Here is a 19223-nt window from a genome sequence, read left to right on the forward strand (position 1 = left end):
GTTAGAATGAACCTGCCTCGCGCAGTTAGTATTTTTAAAAATTATAAGTCAATGAGAGATTAAACCTTCGCCCATCTCTTCTGCGATAGGTGATAATATCCCCCTCTCCTTTATTATATTTTATAGATTTACCTTTTTCAATACATAAAATTTTGTATCATCTTGTTCATAATCTTGAATATTCATATAATACCGCGTCCATTCATCAAATAGGTTGGCCATATTGAATTTTACTTCCATCTTTCCCTTTAGAAAACGCGTATAAAGTTGTGCATCCAATTGTTTTGGGGCCAACTCATATTCGACATTGTTCATATTAACATTCGCTAAATTTGTGCGATACCCCGATGATTATAGCTTGCCGTTACCCCGAAAAGCTCCCCCAATATCCTACGCCTAAATTCACCAACCAGGGTGATTGCCCCATAAGTGGCCTATCTTGATTGGGGTAGCGTTGTTGAATACGCTCAGCAACCTGAGTTTCAGGGTTATTAATCCATTCCCAATGACTTAAGACATTAACCTTCGATTTGAGCAATGTTCCGTTGGCATATATAAATAGGTCTTTTAACCAGTCCTGATCCGATAGAAATGTCAAATTTTTCCTAATCTCCATTTCAAGGCCAAGATTTTTCGCATTTTCCATGTTGGCGAAAGTATACGTGTTCCCCCGCTATGAACAAGTTCTATGGGTTTATCCAAGTATTTATAGTATCCTGTTATTGAAATTATTTCCCCGGAGATGGATACCATTCAAATCGAAGATCTACATTATCGATCAAGGTGGATTTAACTTGCTCTCCATAAACGTAACCGTCTAACTCATAATCATACATGGCAAACATGCCCACTTCTCTAAAATCTGGCCTAACTACTGTCCTTGAATAACTACTTCGAATATTGAAATCGGATGTTACCTTATAGGTAGCATTAATAGAGGGCAAAAACCGCCAGTTATTTTCTTTTACACCAAAACGATGCCTTTGGACGTCATTGGGATCTGGCTCATCCTGATAAGTTCTCCTATATAATTCTTCCTGCTTAGAGTTTAAATTAAAATATTCTGCACGAACACCATATACCAAACGCAATTTATGCCATAGCATTTGATCTGCCATCAGATACACTGCTTGTGAAGACATTTTACCATCATAATATCGACCGCCCAATGCATCTGCGTAGTAATAGGCCTGCCCGTTTCCATTGCCAATATTATCAGCGCTGAATAACTGAGCATAAGGGATTTCTATCTCGGGAGGCAATTGATTCGTAGTACCCTCTGCCCATGCTCTCGTCCAAGGGACAAAATTAAATAAATCCAACGCTCTCTTCTTAGACCAGGCCTGATAGCCTAATTTCACCAACGTTGGAACAGCTGTATTTTCGTTGAATTTTCGCGAAAAAGCCGCGCTCCAATTATAATCTGTCTCATCGATATTTGTCCATCTTCGAGAGTCCCTGAAAATCCCCACCACAGATGAACTACGGTGAGTTAATAGCCCCGGGGTTTGAAAATAAGGAATATCATCTATCATAGTGGTTACCCTATAGGAAAGTTTTCGTTCATCCAAAATTTGCTGTTTGATTTTGTTAACAGTAATCATTCCTTCAGCTTTTATTGCCCACGGCAATTGATATTCTCCTACCAATTGGTGTTGCTGCAAAGACATTGCTTCAGGCAATTGATAAATCAGTTTGCTTACTTCAGGATTAGAATCACTATAAGGTTTTTGAATAGACTCATTATAAATATCACTGTACGTACGCGCATACATGTTCTTTAAGGAAACTTTAAAAACCTGTCCCTGCCAACCCATATTGGCCATTAATCCGCCACTGCTATTGAAGCGATAGGATGTTCCTGCTCCATTGTCACCGAGACCTATACTATCAATGTAATTATTGATACTTACCGAATTACGTACATTATTAAATGCAGTAATGTTTTGTTCGTTTCTAAAATTTGCGGATGCCACAAACCCTAATCGCTGTCCATTATTTAATTCGTAAACCCGTCCAAGCGAAAAACGCATATTCTGATTGGGGTATGCTTTATACTTATATTGTCGCAATGCATCATTATTAAAACGCTTGGACTGTGCGATAGCATCTAAATCGTTATATTTCACTGCATCGCCAAACTCCGTTGGATTTAAAGGGGTATTGTTCAATTCAGGATCAGTCAAAATATAGCCGGGAGGCGCATCCAATTGTATCGCCCGACTGTTCCACTGCCAAGTTTTTATTCCATCGGGCATTTTAGACGATTTGTCGAAAAAACCGAAATATTCACTCGTATGTCGCTCTCCCAGCCGATAAAAGTCTTTGCCAGTTGTACGGGAATTACCACCTATCCCATATTGTATTGTCGTAAAATTCTTCTCCGGAATATCCAATGTATTCACAGAAACCTGTCCACCCGAAAATTCAGCGGATACATCCGGTGTTGCCGTTTTATTGACCACCACTGAGCTCACCATCTCTGTCGGAATAATATCAAAGGAAAAATCACGTCTATTCTGCGAAGTACTCGGAATCACCACCCCATCCAGCATGGCCTGATTGTAGCGGTCGGACATCCCCGTACAATGACGTTCCGGTTATTGACAGTCGTCAATCCGGTAACACGTTTTAAAACCTGCCCCATATCATTGTCTGGTGTGCGGGCGATCTGTTCGGCGGATATTCCATCCGTCACCGAAGCTGCATTTTTTTGTACCGCATACAATCCAGCTACGGAAGCTTTCTTAAACGATACGCTGACAACAGCCGTTTCCAGCGCATTTACCAGCGTCTTCATGGCAATATTTAATCCAGTCCTTTGTCCAGCCTGTATTTTGACCCCTCAATACGTTGGGTCTGGTAAGAGAGATAACTGACTTCCAGTATGTAGGTTCCCGGTTCAGCATTCAAAAGATAGCTCCCATCGATACCGCTCTGTGTTGATTTATTGACACCGATCAGTTTGATACTGGCATTGGCCAAAGGCTGACCGCGATCATCAATAACTTTACCTGAGATACGCCCATCCTGCTGTACCGGCTTTTCGACCAATGTAATATAAACACCGTTGTCTTGAGCCATCAGGTCAGTCTCCTGAGCAGATAACGCATGACATCCCGAACGCTGTTACTTTTAAAAATTTTGGCATTTACCTTTTTCTTTGCCAGATTATATTTCGCAGCATCGAAAGCGATATGTATATTTTGGGATTCCAAACGTTCGAAAGCCGCTGGAATATTGGATTCACTAAAAGAAACTGTAATCTTTTTATTGAGTAACTGGCCGTATGCGCCCGAAGCTAAAAGCATTTCGGCCGATACGATCGAAAGAAGTAAACCTACCAACGATGTCCTTATCATAAACTTAATACCGTTTTGCGTAACGTATTGCTTAAATTTCATAAATTTGTATACGTATATATAATATCTCTATAAGTTGTTGTATATGTTATTTATACCATCTCCAAATGGTGTATGATTCAGAGTTGACGATGGCCGTCGTCAGCTCTGTTTTTATCCCCAAACTAGTAAATATGCACTATCCTGCCCTCCTTCCTGGATTTATTGTGATGAATTGCTTTGATACTTTCGAGGGTTGCCGTCCAGGACAGCTGCTTTGATATCGGCATGCTATACCGTTGTTGAGCAATCCGCTGGTCGTCAGTTTTAATATCTACATCATAGATATTTTTAACCGCCAGTGCCAACTCTGCAAAACTGCTTTGCTTAAGGTAAACTCTTCCCTCAATCCAGCTATTACGTGTCGTTAGATCAAAAGTCTCCTGATTGCTATTGTGGTTATTTTTGGTATACCGAATCTGTTCCCCACGGGTCAGCACACCCAGTGGATTATTATTGGCGGTGACCTGCACTTTACCTGTAAATACAGACACCGATATATCATCCAATTCCGCATAGTTTTTCACGGTAAATGAGGTACCCAATACTCTTGTCTGTATTTGTTGGGCATTCACAATAAAAGCTTTCGTAGAATCTTTCTTGACCTCAAAAATGCCTCTCCAGCCATAAGCTCGACAACCCGGTCCCGCCTATCGTAAGAGACGGTATCCAATTTAATTTTGGAATATGCGTTCATTACAACGGTTGATCCGTCGGCCAAAAGTACCCGTTTACGTTGCGAGGCCCCTGTTTCAAAAATCCGGTAACCCGGTTTTAAATTCGATTCTCTTCGGGAGAAATTCAGATCATGCTGTTTTTTCCAAAATAAAATACCAAAGCACAACAGCAGGCTTGCGGCAACTGCTCCGCTCCAATAGCTTATTTTCCGAACCGTTGATTTTTTAGGAGCAGTACTTCCGATCCGTTGCTCTATGCTATTCCACAACTGAACCTCATCTAGCTTCCTGCAGGAAGTTCTTCCTGATCAAGTGTATCATACCAGCGATCAATCAGGGACTGCTCAGCCTTGTTGGCTTTGTTCTGCTGATATCTATAGATTAAGGATTCAAAAATTCTTCTTTTCACTTTTTGCCTGCTGTTTATATACAAGTCTTCAAAAAAGCTGGAAAGTACTTCAATAAATAGTTAACGTTTTATAAAAGAATTGTTAAATTGATTTTTAATGCTGCAATGACCACCAGACGGCTGCCATTTACCTGAGAGCTCTTCCAGAACAAAAATAAGCAGGAGGGTAAAACTGCCATCTTGAACATTTTGATAGCCGATTATTGCTTTCTTCAGTCTTTTGGATGCTTCGGTAAGGTTATTTTTTACAGTTTGTTCAGAGAGTCCCATCCGCAGTGCTATCTCACGAATTGATAGATGCTCCCACTTCAACAAGAGTACCTGCCGCATATTATGCGGCATAATTTCTAATTCATCTTCCAGCATCTTTTCTAGCATGAGGTAAGTTTCAAGTTCTTCCGGATGATGCTGTACGTAATCGAAAATATGTTTACTCCAATGATCCAAGAGTTTATCCTTTGCCTTATTGGAATTGAAAAAATCTATAATTTTATATTTGAGCATTCCCTTGAGATAGGCAGGAAGATTCATTTGGATATCGATCGTATGACGTTTTTCCCAAAACTGAACAAACAGTTCCTGAAGAATATCTTCTACATCCTGCGAATCAAGAATACGCCGGGCGGCATGTTGATAAAGATCTTTCCAACAATACTGATATAACTCAGCATAAGCATTCGTATCATTCCGCTCTTTAATAGCCCTTAGCCATTGCTGATATATAATTGGTATCTGATCCATACTAATACCAAAAATAAGGTTGAGATATTAAGTTTTTATTAATAAATGAATAAAGAAAGTACAAAAAAGCAAAATAGTTTACAATCAAAATAATACTTTTCAGTCGGTCACTAGCTATATACCGCGAATAAATTTTTATCCCCTTAATTTGCAATCTTCAATCTCATTAAAAATCAATTATTTAAATTCTTTGATTATTCAAATATTATTTTTACCTTTGCAACGCCTTAGGCAATAGTGCCTATTGTATATAATATTTCATGAACCCATTTTTAGAACTGGGAATCCGTGAGGAAGTTGTTAATGCCATCTCAGAATTAGGTTTCGAAAAACCTTCTGAAATTCAGGAAAAAGCCATTCCTGTTTTATTGACTGGTAACGACGATTTTGTCGGATTAGCCCAAACTGGCACAGGAAAGACCGCGGCATTTGGTCTTCCATTATTAGAGCAATTAGACTTTTCTCAAAAACACCCACAGGCATTAATCCTTTGCCCTACTCGGGAATTATGTTTACAAATCTCAAAAGATTTAGAAAAATTTGCTAAATACGTTGACAACGTACATGTTGTTGCTGTATATGGAGGTGCAAATATCTCAGACCAGCTACGTCAAATTAGACGTGGAGTGCAATTGTAGTTGCGACCCCAGGTCGTATGTTGGATATCATTGGCAGAAATGCAATTGATTTCTCAAATGTTAAATATGTTGTATTAGATGAAGCGGATGAGATGCTCAATATGGGCTTCAAAGAAGACATCAACAACATTTTGTCAGAAACTCCTGACGAGAAAAAAACTTGGTTATTTTCGGCGACAATGCCTTCTGAGGTACGTCGTATCGCAAAGAATTATATGACCGATCCTGTTGAGCTTACTGTAGGTACAAAAACACCGGTAATGCCAACATCGAACACCACTATTATTTGATCAAAGCAAAAGATAAATATGCTGCGTTCAAACGTATTGTGGATTCAAACCCTGATATCTTTGGTATTGTATTTTGTCGTACAAAAATCGAAACACAGGATATCGCTGAAGCGTTGATCAAAGATGGTTACAATGCAGACTCGCTGCACGGTGACTTGTCTCAACAACAACGTGATAAAGTAATGAAACGTTACCGTGACCGTAGTTTACAATTATTGATCGCAACAGACGTAGCCGCTCGTGGTATTGATGTAAGTGATGTAACTCACGTTATCAACTTCTCTTTACCTGATGAAACAGAAAACTATACGCACCGTTCAGGTCGTACTGCCCGTGCAGGTAAAACTGGTATTTCTCTTTCTTTGGTAAACGTAAAAGAACTCAGCAAAATCCGTCATCTTGAAAAGATCATCGGTAAGCCTTTTGAGAAAAAACAAGTTCCTCAAGGTGCTGAAGTATGCGAAAAACAGTTGTTCTCAATCGTTAAAAAGATTGAAAACGTTGAAGTAAATGATGAGCAAATCAGTCCATTCTTGCCAGCAATTATGGAAAATCTGGAATCTCTTTCAAAAGAAGATATCATCAAAAGATTTGCATCCCTTGAATTCAACCGTTTCTTAGATTATAAAAACGCTCCAGATTTAAATATCGAAGCCCGTGAAGGTTCTCGTGAAGATCGTGGCGATAGACGTGATGGTCGTTCTCGTGAAGGTTCAAAAGGTTATACCCGTTTGTTCATGAACTTAGGTTCAGTAGATGAATTCTCTCGTGGAGACATGTTAGGCTTTATCTGTAACAACGCGAATATCTCCGGAAAATCTATCGGTAAAATTGACTTAAAAGGTGTGTTTACATTCTTTGAAGTACAAGATGCTGAAGTTGAGAAAGTATTCCAAGGATTCCAAGGTGTAGATTACAACGGTCGTCAAGTACGTATCGAAGTATCTGGTGAAGCTAGAAGCGAAGGCCGTGGTGGTGATCGTGGAAGAAGCCGTGGTGGTGATCGTGGCGGAAGACGCGAAGGCGGATACCGTGGTGGTGATCGCGGTGGAAGACGTGAAGGTGGATACGGAGGCGGTGACCGTGGCGGAAGACGTGAAGGCGGATTCAGCGGCGAAAAACGTGACCGTGGTAGTAGCAATGGCGGAGGTTTCCGTGATTTCTCAGGTAAACGTAAAGAATCTAAAAGCAAATACTAGATTTAGTATTTAGATAAGCGTATAAAGACTCTGATTTGGAAAGCCCCGGCTTTGCAGATCAGAGTCTTTTTCTTTATAGTAGTTCATACATCCAAACCCCAAATACCCTCCACCTTATCGCTATCTTAATGTGCCTTATTCCATTGTTCACATGCCTTAATCTCCGCAAAAAAACGTAAATTAGCTTAATTACACGAACTGGATTTTCACAATGCCAACAGCAACAAGATTATTTGATTTAGCCTATTTGCAACAAGAAACTGCACCTGGCTTTCCTATGTTTTCCTACAAAGCCGGAGCGAATTGGGTAGCAGTAAGTAATACAGAATTTATTGAACGTGTCAATCAGGTATCCAAAGGTCTGATTGCGCTCGGTGTCCAAGTAGGTGAAAAAGTTGCTTTAATCAGTGAAAACCGCATCGAATGGAATATTCTTGATTTTGCAATCCAACAGATCGGTGCTGTCGTCGTCGCGATTTATCCAAATATCTCTGAATCAGATTACAGCTATATATTCAATCATGCTGAGATTAAAAACTGTATCGTAAGTTCAAAAAGCTATATACGAAGATCACTTCGATCAGAGACTCATGTCCGCTCCTTGAACATATTTTTAGTTTAGACAAAGAAGAGGATATACCGCATTGGCAGAGTTTCGTTACTAATGGTACTTCCATCACTGATGAGCAGCTTGAGACACTTCGAAATGCCGTCGGTACCGAGAGCCTCGCTTCTATCATTTATACATCAGGTACAACCGGAAATCCGAAGGGAGTTATGCTGGCTCACCGCAATCTATTGGCCGATACCATGAGTAGTGAGTACTCCTTCCCTGTCGGACGCGGAGACCGAGCACTTTCCTTTCTGCCCGTTTGCCATGCCTACGAACGTGTCTTCCAATATGTCTATATGTATAAGGGCTTAACAATCTTCTTTGCCCAGTCGATGGATACCATTGGCGAAGATTTCAAATCAGTCCGACCACATATCTTTTCAGCTGTGCCCCGTGTACTTGAAAAAGTATATGAGAAAATTATTGCAACCGGTGAAAAGCTGACTGGATTCAAACGCAAGATATTCTTTTGGTCTCTTCGTGTTGGTGAGCAATACACATTAGAGAACCGCTCTTGGTGGTATGCTATCAAATTAAGTATCGCAAGAAAACTCGTCTTTTCAAAATGGCGGGAGGCCTTGGGTGGGGACATCAAAGGGGTTGCATCGGGCAGTGCTGCTTTACAAGAAAGATTAATCCGTTTGTATATGGCTGCCGGAATCCCTATTTATGAAGGTTACGGTCTAACCGAAGCAGGCCCCTGTATTGCTGTAAACTGCTTTAAAAGAGGGATGAAAATCGGTACAGTAGGTCTACCATTGATTAATATTGAAATCAAACTTGCCGAAGATGGGGAGATCCTCACCAAAGGCGAAAACAATATGCTTGGCTATTATAAAAATGAAGAAGCCACTGCTGAGGTACTCAAAGATGGCTGGCTATATACTGGAGATATCGGTCAATGGGTTGACGGCAAGTTTCTTAAAATAGTAGACCGCAAGAAAGAGATGTTCAAGACTTCTGGCGGCAAATATATTGTTCCCCAACAGCTTGAGTCCAAGATCGTAGAATCTTCCTTTATTGAACAGGTCATGGTGATCGGCGAATCGCGAAAATTTCCCGCAGCTTTAATTGTTCCAAACTATGTCAATCTTTTGGAATGGAGCAAGAACTCCGCTCTTTCATTGGCAACATTGTCAAAAATAGAATTCCTGAACCATCCTGAAGTTAAACAGCAGATTGAGTCCGAACTCAATCGCATCAATCAAAATTTTGGTAACTGGGAACAGATCAAGAAATTTGCAATTATTCCAAACGAAATGACAATAGAGACGGGTGAATTAACCCCCACCTTAAAGATGAAGCGAAAAATCATTCTTCAGAAGTACGAAAAAGAGGTTGAAGCGATTTACAATACTTAGTTAAATAAATAAACAAATCTATTTATCAGGGACAAACAATAAAGCATGTAAGATGTCGGGATCTGGATCAGACTTTCGTCTGCAGATTGAAATAAGGATCAGCAAGAGCGGTATAAAATTGAACCAAAACCCTTTTGCTTCAATATTAAAGTAAAAATCAATAAGATCGATATTCAAAAAAATAGCCTTTGTCTCTGACAAAGGCTATTTTATATAGCAGAATTTTGTTCTTACGACTTCTTAGGCAGACGTTGACGAATTGCCTCATAAATAACAACGGCAGCCGATACAGACACATTAAGAGAGCCTATTTCGCCATACATTGGTATCTTGGCAAGATTATCCGCGATACGGATTAAATCATTCGATACACCGACATCCTCAGCGCCCATGATGACACAGGTAGGTGCTGTATAATCCACGTCATAGATACTCGACGTTGTTTTTTCTGTACTCACAACCAATTGCACTCCTGAATCTATCAGAAATTTACCCACTTTTGAAAGACTATCATGGCGGCAGACCGGAATTTTATACAATGCTCCAGCGGATGTTTTAATTGCATCCGGATTTATTTCAGCAGATCCTTTTTCGGCACAATGATCGCATGCACACCTGAGCATTCAGCCGTACGTGCAATAGCCCCCATATTACGAACATCAGTTACACCATCTAACATCAAAAGTAAAGGAGTTTCACCTTTCTCATAGATCTGAGGTAGGAGATCTTCAATATTTTGATAGGTAATTGGCGATATAACCGCAATTACTCCTTGATGATTTTTCCGTGTGATACGGTTCAGTTTTTCAATAGGCACTTGCTGGAAAGCAATATCATGTTCTTTCAACAAGGATTTCAGTTCCAGAATCAAGCTACCACTTAATCCGCGTTGCACAAATAACGATTCAATTTCTTTACCACTATCGATCGCTTCGATGACGGCACGGATACCGAATACCATCTGATTTACTTCACGTCTTTCGCCGTGATCGCGATCACGTCTCTGAAAATTTCCTTGCATCATAAAACTAAATATTACCTTCCAAATAGAAGAGATTGCAAAGGTACAAAAATTAACAGGAATTAGAATGGTCGATTTAGCTTAAACCTAAGTTAAACTCCTTACGCAAAGTATCTAAAAGCGGATTTTTGGTTACCATAGCCTGATACTTTTCCTGCGAAGTGTACGGTTTGCGGGAAACCGTGAATTCCATCATCACACCTTGTAGATCTAGCGCAAAATTTTGCAGTTTTACCCGAAGATAATTCAACACATCCACTTTCGCGCTTTGCAGTACATCCATCTGTACGCCATTTTCGACATCAATCTCGATCAACGTACCGTTCAAACGAGGTTGCGTAGTCGTCATCATCGTATACAGGTTGATTTTATTTTCAGTCTTCAACTGCTCAGCATAGGCATTCCAAATGGCTATGAATTGATTAAAGCTTACCTCACGTTGTTCGGTACCTCTTATTAATTCAGGCTCATCACCTTCTTTGGCAACCGAGTTGTTGTCATAAATAGTGTTCAAATCCGGTAATGATGGAATAATCGCTGAGGCAGTTGCCCCCATCCTCCTTTTTTACTTTTGGTGGTACATTTGAAACGACATCATTTTTTACCTCGGGTTTAACAGCCGAAGTCTGGGGATTGGAAACTGTTGTTTGTGGGTTGGATACAGGCGTGGGAGTTGATACAACGGGTGCTGGAGTCGCATTTTGCACTGGATTTCCAGAAGGTGCTGCCGCAGAAGGACTTTCCTTTGCCTGCGAGACTACAGACTCAGGGAGTTTTTTTTACTCCTTCAGCTGCTGAAGGAACCTGTATAGAACCGAGCTGACTTAACTTAATGGCACTTGCGATATGGCACATTTTCAACAAAGCAAGTTCTACCTGTAAGCGTTGGTTTTTACTTGTTTTGTAATTTATTTCACATTGGTTTGAGATATTCAATGCGGACAATAAAAATCCCGAAGAAGCTTTCTGCGCTTGCTGTAAGTATTTTTGACGTATGCTATCGCTAACTTCCAATAATTTTAATGTCGCCGGCTCTCTAGCCACCAACAGATTCCGAAAATGGGCTGATAAACCAGCAATGAAATGACTTCCATCGAAACCATGATTCAAAATCTCGTTAAATGTCAAGAGCGTTTGTGCAGCATCTTCAGCCAAGATCGAATCCGTTAGCTTAAAATAATAATCGTAATCCAGAATATTCAGGTTGTCAATAACAGCCTGATAGGTTACATTTTTATTCGAGAAACTGACAATCTGATCAAACATAGACAATGCATCACGAAGACCACCGTCTGCCTTTTGCGCAATGATATGTAAACCATCTTGGTCATAAGCGATCGCTTCACGATCAGCTATTCTCGCCAGATGGCCTGCCATATCCTCCACCTTTATACGGTTGAAATCAAAAATCTGACAACGTGAAAGAATCGTTGGCAAAATCTTATGTTTTTCGGTTGTTGCAAGGATAAAAATCGCATAAGAAGGTGGTTCTTCCAATGTCTTCAAGAATGCATTGAAAGCGGCCTGTGAGAGCATGTGCACCTCATCGATGATATAAATCTTATATTTTCCTGCCTGAGGTGGTATACGGACCTGATCAATGAGGTTACGGATATCATCTACCGAGTTGTTGGATGCGGCATCGAGTTCGTGAATGCTAAAAGAATTACCGTTTTGGAAGGATTTACAGCTGTCACATTCGCCACAAGGCTCAGTTCCAGGTAAGATCCGTTCACAATTTATTGTTTTGGCTAAAATACGGGCGCAAGTAGTTTTACCAACACCACGTGGCCCACAGAATAGAAATGCCTGCGCCAACTGATTGTTGTGAATTGCATTCTTTAGGGTACCCGTAATGTGTTGCTGACCTACAACCGAATCAAAGGTAATCGGGCGGTATTTACGTGCAGAAACAATAAAATTATCCATTGCACGAAGATACGAATTAAAAAAGAAAATGGAGAAACTAAAACCTAAAAATCGCAAGTCAGTAATTAATAAGGATGTCCAACTTTCTGGGGTCACTTCAAAGGTCGGACATCCCTATTTTTCTTTAATTTTTATTGCAACAGAAGGCAAACCGGGGAATATAAATATCAATTTACATCCGAAAAGTAGCTCTTTACAACCTTACTACATTCGCTTTAAAAGACTTCACTATAGTGATTGGTGCACTGTTGTTAGGAGGAGTTACTAATATTGTATATCTAATAAAAGCTTCTTTAGCTTTTACATTGTCTGTATAACGAACACCACTCACATATCTATTTTCCCAAATCCAGCTTGTTAATACACCTACCGCCGATGTTTCGGAGTCCTTTGACCCAAAAACAGCGAAATTACGGTTACTTATGAATTCAATATCGGAATAAACACCACTATGGGAATCCGGTTCAAATTCAAAACCGTAATATTCCAAAAAGGTTTCAATTTGTCTCTTCCAGTATAGTTCGAAGTCGCTAAATCTATACTATCGCAAGGTACGACAATATCTTCTCGTAAAACTTTGAACGTTACTCCTTCATTGACGAGCTCGGGATTAAAAACCAGTTTCTTCTTATTGTCAAAATAATTATAAAATCGGTATTTGAATGATACAATTGGCCCACCTAAATAACTACCATCTTTCCATTTAAGGTTATTTCCAATACCATACCATACACTGTCTTTACTGAAAACAATTCTCGGTTGCTCCAACATATTGACCACGCCTAATTTTTTATCATATGAAGGTATATACCCCGCTGAATTTTGTATATTAGACGAACCTGGGACTGCCAACGATAGATTAGTAATACCACTAACATTTGATATATTTCCCTCTAATTTTGATTTTGTTTTTAAGGTAAGATTGACCACTTGAGGGCTGGTAGATGTACCTCCTAAAATAGCACTAAAAAGCCTTTGACAGCCCCGAAAGTCCGCTCTTAGCCCCTCCTAAGAGACTTTCATTTATTGATTTATTCCCTATTTTAAGAATCTCTATTCCTTTTACTCCTGTTGCATATAACACTCCGTTTGCTACATTTCCCAATAAGCTCCCCAAATTGAATCCTCCGGGACTCTCAGTTCCAATAGTCCCAGACAAACTACCGCTAGTTTCCCCATTTAAGGTCACCGAAGAAAGATTTGTCGCAGCTGTATTCCACAAAAGACAATATTTTCCGGTGTCAATTGACTGATATTTGGGTCATACGCAAGTTCATATTGTGACAAATACCAAGAGCCCGTGGCCTGAAGCTGAAAGTTTTGGATTCGACTAATTGACCCTACAGTCTTTGTGATATCAGCGACATCGTTACCAAAATTCAAAATCGAACTTTTTCCGCCACCAGCGATGGATAGTCCATCACTAAAATAAGAAGACGGAGCGGGTGTGCCCGGTGGGATATAGAGGTAAAACCGAATAAGTCCATTAAACTTATTGTATAACGTAAAAAATTTCGGAGATGACTCAAATGTTTGGTTAAATGAATTGTAAAGCAGAACCCAACCATCCTTCTTCTTGAAATCAAAAGCTAGTTCATCTGGAAAACTCCTATTTGCGCCTGACGCCCAAGGAACCAAAACTTTTGGACTCCCCGCTGGCCCAGGCATAAAATCAGCAGTTTCCCAATCGAAATAGTAAGATGGTATTCCCGCCTTAACTTTTGAATGATCGATTGAACCGATGCTATTATCATTTTTCATATCCGCTTTTCTGCAACTCAACACAAACAAAAGAGAAAAAAATAATGAATAGAAAATAATTTTTCTAAGATCCACTTTTACCATACAAATTAAATATTATAAGTTAATAACCTTTTTACATTTAGATTAAAAATAAAGAACAAATATTAAATTAAAATTAACATTGTATTATACATTTAACAACACCACGACTCCACGGTCTTAAAAACATACAATTAAAATTTCCTAGTATGTAATCCAAAAACATTTTTCCTAAATCCTTGGAAAAAGCATCGATAATTGTTAAATTTATATTACACTAATGTTATCAAATTATTAATAATTGAATATCAAAGGATGCCATATTGCCTTTTTGACCATTTTATATTGGTTTACATGCAGTCTACAAATTGCTAGGGCGCAGCATCATGATTTCGATTTTTACGATGGAAAAGTATCAATTAATGTCCCCCATCTTTCAATATTCCATTCAATGATAGTTTAACGGGAGCTCGCGTACAGGAGTTCTACCAAACTGCCGATCAGGCAGAATACCATAATCTGGTAAATAGTTTACTCGAATACAAAGATAAACAACACCTCAACGACTGGGTATATTATCAGCTTGTGCGTCGCACAGCACAACAAATTGCACCAAAAGCGGAGAACTATGCACGTTACACGCTATACAAATGGTTTCTGATGTGCAAATCTGGATATGATGCGCGTTTGGCAGTAGGAAATAATCAGATTGTCTTTTTATTCAAAACAATGAGGATATTTCTGATATTCCTTTTTTGAAGTTGATGGTAAAAAATATACCTGTTTAAATTTTCATGATTATGGAAAACTATTTCAACGAGCAGACACCTATATCCCTGTAAATATTAAAGTGCCGGAAGCAACCAACGATTTCAGCTATAAAATCACAAAGCTGCCGGATTTTGTACCTGCAAACTACGTTGAAAAACAAATTGCATTCAATTATGGTCATAAAGCCTATCATTTTAATGTTAAATTGAACAATGATATCAGTGATCTTTTTAAAAACTATCCTGGAGTTGATTTCGAGACCTACTTCAATATTCCATTGAGTAAGGAAACCTATCAATCATTGGTTCCTGCTCTGAAAGAAAATCTAAAAGGGAAGAAAGAAAAAGAAGGCGTAGATTATTTAATGCGGTTTACACGTTATGCTTTTCTATACGAAAATGATGAAGAGAATTTTGGGACAGAAAACGACTATCCCCAGAACAGACATTATTAAATAAATATAGCGACTGTGACGATCGTGCAGCACTATTCTTTTACTTGGTCAAAGAGATTTACAATCTCCCAATGATCACACTCTTGTACCCCACACATATCACCATGGCCGTTCAATTCGAACAGCCTATCGGTGATGCTATTTTATATAATGGAAAATACTATTCAGTATGTGAACCTACTCCGCAAGCGCAAAGTTTGGCTATAGGTCAATTATCTGATGAACTTAAAAAACAATCCTACCAGATTGTATACCATTATGAACCGAGGTAAAATACTGTTCCGAAAGCTACAAACAGTGTAAATTGTAGCGAAAACCAATAATACTAAGTTCTTCGATTTTTATTTAAGGTTTGTAAAACAAACTAATAAGAACGCTTAGTTATTAAAGTTTATCAATAAAATCCAATAGATCGGCATATTTACCATCTGTACGGTGAGCTGCAATAGTAACCGTGTTCTCCCTACCTTCATATTTTATTGTGATCACATAATCCGTTCCATCTGCACAGCGTGCGCATTCCTGAATTTTTGCATTCATTAACTTATACCTATCAATATAGCTCGACAACTGCTTTAATGTGGCCTCACTCGTTTTGTAAACTTTATCTTTTTAGCTTCTGGAACAAGACTTTTCGGATATTTAATTTCAGTCTTATTTTTATCAATGATGACATTTACAATATCACCCCATCCAGAAATTCCCTTTATTTCTATTTTAAGTCCATCAGGTTCAGTGTCAGGCTTATCATCTGACTTTTTGCACCCAAAAAACAGGACAATACTTAATACAAATAAATAGATTGGTTTTTTCATAATTTAAAACTTATATTATTTGACTATATAACGAAATATCCACCCAAAATGCGACAAAAAAATCCTGCCATTAGCAGGATTTTCATTTATTAAAATTGCGTTAATTATAATCTATAACAGGGCATCCTTTAATATTCAAATTTTGTTTGGTAGATCTGTATAAATCCACAACTTTAAAAATGACCCTTTCTCTTGACTCATTATTTGGATAATTAGGATCAGTAATAGTAAATTTTATATATATACCTAATGAAGGTTTATGCAATTGATACGGATCATTAAATATATTAAATGCAAACTGGGAATTAGAATAATACCATTTTTTTACGTAAAAGTATTCTTGTCCTAACTGAGTGAATGGATAATATTGTCTCCAACCAGAATTCCTACTATCTGGAAATGTAAATTCATTCATCACATCAAAATTTCTTGGCTCTATAGGAGTAGACCCCTTCGGAAAATATTCAAATGAATTCGGTAATACTCCATCCCCTGAATACTTACGATTTATTAAAGTTAAGTTTATACTATCTAATCGGATATATGGTTCCAATCCCCGATACTCATTTGTAAAATCTCTATAGATATTCTGCAAGGCGGTACGCTTAATGGCATATGTCGCTTGTTTTAAAACATCCAACGGCATTGGCTTACCACAATAGTATTGGTTTTCTTCAAAATAAATTCCCGTTCCATATGTATCCGAAATTGGAGGAAGAGCCCTCAAAATTCCAATTGGATATTCATATAGAGGAATATAATAACTTGGAGAAATTGGGCTACGGTTATCTAGGCTAAATTGGATATTATACAAATTATTGGATAGAATCGCAGTTCCCGTTGTATTGACAATGCCATTATATTGTAAAGAACTTTGCGTATTGGTTCCAGATTTTGATCCCCCTACAAAAGACTTAACAAATCCAAATACTCCTTTTACTACACTAACTGCTGCGGCAATAGTTGCAACGGGGATTGCAGCTCGAACCTTAGGAGTCTCTAAACCATTTCCTGCTTTCACTGATAAATCAGCTTTAGATTGGACTTTTGTAGCAGTCAATGTTTGTAGTTTATTTATCGACTCAACAAAGCGCCACCAGAAGTAGTATATTCCACTCCGCCATTGATAAACTTGGAAAAATCCGATGTTGTACCTGCACCACCAATGACAGATTTTGCTGTAATATTAGAAAAATCCGACCCAAGATTTAACTCCGTCTCATTGGCTCCGAATATATTTAAATTCAAATTCACACTTTCAGCAGGAAGTTCAGCCAGTTCTGCAGGTTTAGCAAGTAGAAAATCAAAATTCATCCAAATATCACTTGCGGTCTTTTTTGTAATACTTATTAACGATGTATTTTTATTTTCCTTATCAACAACAAATTGTTCAGGGGAGCCAAAAAGGACAATGTCCCATTATGTTTATCTGGATCAGTATAGCTAAGTTTTCCGATATAATAAGTTTTTGATCCTTCATTAAGATCCTGCGTTCTATAATTATAAACAAAGAACCTTAAAACACCTGAGTATCTATTATATAAAGCAAAAAATGGTGTTTGAGCTGGTCTATCAGGAGTTCCAAAGTCTTTCAAATATAATACCCAACCAAGTTCGGAACGATAATCTTTATCACTATTATTTATAGGATTACCAGCGATAAACCAAGGCAATGATCTTTCAATAGATGGACTAGGTTGATTATTAATCTTTGGCTTAAAATATAATTTCACTGTTGTTAAAGCTGGATCATCCCATTTCCAATTTTTATTAGCATTTTGCTCATTTTGATCTGTAATCGCAGTAGCTTTTGTTTTTCGTAAAACGTTTTCCTCTTTGATTTCTTCTGCATTTTCAAGTTTGTTATTTTTACTACAGGACAAACTTAACAATAACACTAGGGATGCTATCTTTAGAAGAGTACTATTCCTGATTGAACTTTTTAATATTTTTTTTCTCATAATTTTAAATTTAAATTATTTGACTACATAAGGAAATATTCCAAAAGAGTTACAAAAATCCCGCCATAGGCAGGATTTTCTATTTTACTAAACTATAATTATTCTAGTATTTATTGTTTTTAGGATCCCAACTAGCCCATCCTTTTGTCCAGTCTGTTGTACCCATTGCACCAATAAAAGTTTCTTTGGTAAAAGAAGCTAAATCACCTTCATACTTAGCTTTTCCTAATGCTGGTGAATCAGACTTCAATAGAAGGTTTGGCGCTGAAATGCTTGTACTGGTAAGACCCGCTGCGGCTACATTTGCAACAGTGAAATCACCAAATCCATTTAAATAACCCGTCAAATCGGCTACCGATCCAAAAGACGTAACATCTTTCAAGGAATAATTTGCAGCCGTTCCAAATACCATATTGTTAGATAAGATAGATCGACCTGCTTTTAGTTCCGCCGCTGGAAAATCAGAATTAAATTCTATCGCATTTGTTTTTGCTCCAACAATTATTGAATTAGCCAATACCATACGACTATTTAATCCAAAGTGTACCGAGGCACCGTGTTTTTCATTTCCTTCGGTTCCAGGACCAATAAAAGTGAAATTTGACAATACGGGTTTCGAATACATATTATTTGCCACAGCAGCCTTATTTTCCAATTCAATACCGCGTGAAGTTCCGCTCCATCTGAGATAATAGGATCTTTAATAGAAATTCCATACTGGATTTTACCTGAGTAACCTTGATCAAAATCAAAATCATCATCTGTACTTCTGTACGCAATAAGGTGCGTAGCATTTACTGTACCGCCGAAAAATTCGAAAGCATCATCCCCACCATAAGACACTTGAATGTGATGGATCTTAGTCTCAGAGCCTACAGCACATAAGGTCAATCCATTAATTTCCTTATCCGTCTGAATTGCATTTCCAGCAAATTCAATCCGTGCGTAAGTCAATTCTCCTGAATTATCATTTAACACTGGATTTGTTCCTCCGCCATAAGTTGCAACATTTGCACCTAATACACCACTCTCATATTGAGAAGTTCCATCAGCAGAATTCACTGTTGATTTACCACATATAATAATACCTGACCAATCTCCCACGTTTCTATTTCCCGCTGTTTGGTCCGAAGTAAATACAATTGGCTTATCAGCAGTACC

Annotated in this window: 25 protein-coding genes and 3 pseudogenes; 5 read left to right on the forward strand and 23 right to left on the reverse strand. The window is 38.3% G+C overall.

What is annotated here, in order from left to right; all coding sequences use genetic code 11:
* Window positions 1-120: 120 nt before the first annotated feature.
* The 10 genes and pseudogenes from KUH03_RS07210 to KUH03_RS07255 all read right to left on the reverse strand — a co-directional run bounded on the left by KUH03_RS07210 (window position 121) and on the right by KUH03_RS07255 (window position 5228).
* A complete protein-coding gene (locus KUH03_RS07210) occupies window positions 121-315 on the reverse strand; it encodes a hypothetical protein (RefSeq protein WP_257092189.1) in 195 nt (64 codons plus the stop codon).
* 49 nt (window positions 316-364) lie between these two features.
* Entirely contained in the window at window positions 365-646 is a 282-nt protein-coding gene (locus KUH03_RS07215) for a hypothetical protein (protein ID WP_257092190.1), read from the reverse strand.
* Between the two features lie 82 nt (window positions 647-728).
* Window positions 729-2579 carry a TonB-dependent receptor domain-containing protein gene (locus tag KUH03_RS07220; protein ID WP_257092191.1) on the reverse strand — a complete coding sequence of 617 codons (1851 nt, stop codon included), beginning with the start codon at window positions 2577-2579 and terminating at the stop codon, window positions 729-731.
* On the reverse strand, window positions 2537-2800 hold the full coding sequence (locus KUH03_RS07225; protein ID WP_257092192.1) for a hypothetical protein: 264 nt from the start codon (window positions 2798-2800) through the stop codon (window positions 2537-2539). Before KUH03_RS07225 ends, KUH03_RS07220 begins: the two co-directional genes overlap by 43 nt.
* A gap of 8 nt (window positions 2801-2808) precedes the next feature.
* The gene (locus KUH03_RS07230) at window positions 2809-3084 is read right to left on the reverse strand and encodes a carboxypeptidase-like regulatory domain-containing protein (protein ID WP_257092193.1); all 276 of its coding nucleotides are present in this window, start codon (window positions 3082-3084) and stop codon (window positions 2809-2811) included.
* A complete protein-coding gene (locus KUH03_RS07235; protein WP_257092194.1) occupies window positions 3084-3404 on the reverse strand; it encodes a hypothetical protein in 321 nt (106 codons plus the stop codon). The genes KUH03_RS07230 and KUH03_RS07235 overlap by 1 nt, the downstream gene beginning before the upstream one ends.
* Window positions 3405-3526: 122 nt before the next feature.
* Window positions 3527-3928 (reverse strand): FecR domain-containing protein, encoded by a 402-nt coding sequence (locus KUH03_RS07240; protein WP_373564790.1) that lies wholly within the window; start codon window positions 3926-3928, stop codon window positions 3527-3529.
* Window positions 3929-4098: pseudogene (locus tag KUH03_RS48275) on the reverse strand (FecR domain-containing protein); the annotation flags it as partial. It abuts the gene before it with no gap.
* 260 nt (window positions 4099-4358) lie between these two features.
* A complete protein-coding gene (locus tag KUH03_RS07250; protein ID WP_257092197.1) occupies window positions 4359-4487 on the reverse strand; it encodes a hypothetical protein in 129 nt (42 codons plus the stop codon).
* Window positions 4488-4547: 60 nt separating this feature from the next.
* Entirely contained in the window at window positions 4548-5228 is a 681-nt protein-coding gene (locus KUH03_RS07255; RefSeq protein WP_257092198.1) for an RNA polymerase sigma factor, read from the reverse strand.
* 260 nt (window positions 5229-5488) lie between these two features.
* On the opposite strand from KUH03_RS07255, the pseudogene KUH03_RS07260 reads away from it, so the two are divergent.
* The 3 genes and pseudogenes from KUH03_RS07260 (at window position 5489) to KUH03_RS07270 (ending at window position 9329) form a co-directional block, all read left to right on the forward strand.
* Window positions 5489-7355: pseudogene (locus tag KUH03_RS07260) on the forward strand (DEAD/DEAH box helicase).
* A 211-nt stretch (window positions 7356-7566) separates the two neighbouring features.
* Window positions 7567-7977 (forward strand): AMP-binding protein, encoded by a 411-nt coding sequence (locus KUH03_RS07265; protein WP_257092199.1) that lies wholly within the window; start codon window positions 7567-7569, stop codon window positions 7975-7977.
* Window positions 7978-8030: 53 nt separating this feature from the next.
* Window positions 8031-9329, forward strand: a complete 1299-nt coding sequence (locus tag KUH03_RS07270; RefSeq protein ID WP_257096754.1) for a long-chain fatty acid--CoA ligase — start codon at window positions 8031-8033, stop codon at window positions 9327-9329.
* Between the two features lie 230 nt (window positions 9330-9559).
* On the opposite strand, the pseudogene rlmB reads toward KUH03_RS07270, so the two are convergent.
* From rlmB to KUH03_RS07300, 6 genes and pseudogenes are all read right to left on the reverse strand, one after another.
* A pseudogene (rlmB, locus tag KUH03_RS07275) lies at window positions 9560-10353 on the reverse strand (23S rRNA (guanosine(2251)-2'-O)-methyltransferase RlmB).
* A gap of 73 nt (window positions 10354-10426) precedes the next feature.
* A complete protein-coding gene (locus KUH03_RS07280; protein ID WP_257092200.1) occupies window positions 10427-10906 on the reverse strand; it encodes a hypothetical protein in 480 nt (159 codons plus the stop codon).
* Window positions 10907-11115: 209 nt separating this feature from the next.
* Window positions 11116-12279 carry a DNA polymerase III subunit gamma/tau gene (locus KUH03_RS07285; RefSeq protein ID WP_257092201.1) on the reverse strand — a complete coding sequence of 388 codons (1164 nt, stop codon included), beginning with the start codon at window positions 12277-12279 and terminating at the stop codon, window positions 11116-11118.
* 420 nt (window positions 12280-12699) lie between these two features.
* Window positions 12700-13209 (reverse strand): hypothetical protein, encoded by a 510-nt coding sequence (locus tag KUH03_RS07290; RefSeq protein ID WP_257092202.1) that lies wholly within the window; start codon window positions 13207-13209, stop codon window positions 12700-12702.
* 34 nt (window positions 13210-13243) lie between these two features.
* Window positions 13244-13501 carry a hypothetical protein gene (locus KUH03_RS07295; RefSeq protein ID WP_257092203.1) on the reverse strand — a complete coding sequence of 86 codons (258 nt, stop codon included), beginning with the start codon at window positions 13499-13501 and terminating at the stop codon, window positions 13244-13246.
* Window positions 13465-14040, reverse strand: coding sequence for a hypothetical protein (locus tag KUH03_RS07300; RefSeq protein ID WP_257092204.1), 576 nt, complete (start codon window positions 14038-14040; stop codon window positions 13465-13467). Before KUH03_RS07300 ends, KUH03_RS07295 begins: the two co-directional genes overlap by 37 nt.
* Before the next feature lie 871 nt (window positions 14041-14911).
* On the opposite strand from KUH03_RS07300, the gene KUH03_RS07305 reads away from it, so the two are divergent.
* Window positions 14912-15286, forward strand: a complete 375-nt coding sequence (locus KUH03_RS07305; protein ID WP_257092205.1) for a hypothetical protein — start codon at window positions 14912-14914, stop codon at window positions 15284-15286.
* Between the two features lie 71 nt (window positions 15287-15357).
* Complete coding sequence (locus KUH03_RS07310; RefSeq protein ID WP_257092206.1) at window positions 15358-15558, forward strand: hypothetical protein; 201 nt, start codon at window positions 15358-15360, stop codon at window positions 15556-15558.
* Window positions 15559-15670: 112 nt separating this feature from the next.
* Here KUH03_RS07310 and KUH03_RS07315 read toward each other — a convergent pair whose 3' ends face one another.
* The 7 genes from KUH03_RS07315 to KUH03_RS07345 all read right to left on the reverse strand — a co-directional run bounded on the left by KUH03_RS07315 (window position 15671) and on the right by KUH03_RS07345 (window position 19166).
* The gene (locus KUH03_RS07315; RefSeq protein WP_257092207.1) at window positions 15671-15826 is read right to left on the reverse strand and encodes a hypothetical protein; all 156 of its coding nucleotides are present in this window, start codon (window positions 15824-15826) and stop codon (window positions 15671-15673) included.
* A 35-nt stretch (window positions 15827-15861) separates the two neighbouring features.
* The gene (locus KUH03_RS07320; protein WP_257092208.1) at window positions 15862-16101 is read right to left on the reverse strand and encodes a hypothetical protein; all 240 of its coding nucleotides are present in this window, start codon (window positions 16099-16101) and stop codon (window positions 15862-15864) included.
* Window positions 16102-16201: 100 nt separating this feature from the next.
* Window positions 16202-17161 (reverse strand): hypothetical protein, encoded by a 960-nt coding sequence (locus tag KUH03_RS07325; protein WP_257092209.1) that lies wholly within the window; start codon window positions 17159-17161, stop codon window positions 16202-16204.
* Between the two features lie 14 nt (window positions 17162-17175).
* Complete coding sequence (locus KUH03_RS07330) at window positions 17176-17415, reverse strand: hypothetical protein (protein ID WP_257092210.1); 240 nt, start codon at window positions 17413-17415, stop codon at window positions 17176-17178.
* Window positions 17416-17450: 35 nt separating this feature from the next.
* Complete coding sequence (locus KUH03_RS07335; RefSeq protein ID WP_257092211.1) at window positions 17451-18062, reverse strand: hypothetical protein; 612 nt, start codon at window positions 18060-18062, stop codon at window positions 17451-17453.
* Between the two features lie 103 nt (window positions 18063-18165).
* Complete coding sequence (locus tag KUH03_RS07340; protein WP_257092212.1) at window positions 18166-18699, reverse strand: hypothetical protein; 534 nt, start codon at window positions 18697-18699, stop codon at window positions 18166-18168.
* Window positions 18594-19166 carry a hypothetical protein gene (locus tag KUH03_RS07345; protein WP_257092213.1) on the reverse strand — a complete coding sequence of 191 codons (573 nt, stop codon included), beginning with the start codon at window positions 19164-19166 and terminating at the stop codon, window positions 18594-18596. Before KUH03_RS07345 ends, KUH03_RS07340 begins: the two co-directional genes overlap by 106 nt.
* Window positions 19167-19223: the final 57 nt, after the last annotated feature.

This window comes from Sphingobacterium sp. E70 (assembly GCF_019285695.1).
Taxonomy (GTDB): domain Bacteria; phylum Bacteroidota; class Bacteroidia; order Sphingobacteriales; family Sphingobacteriaceae; genus Sphingobacterium; species Sphingobacterium detergens.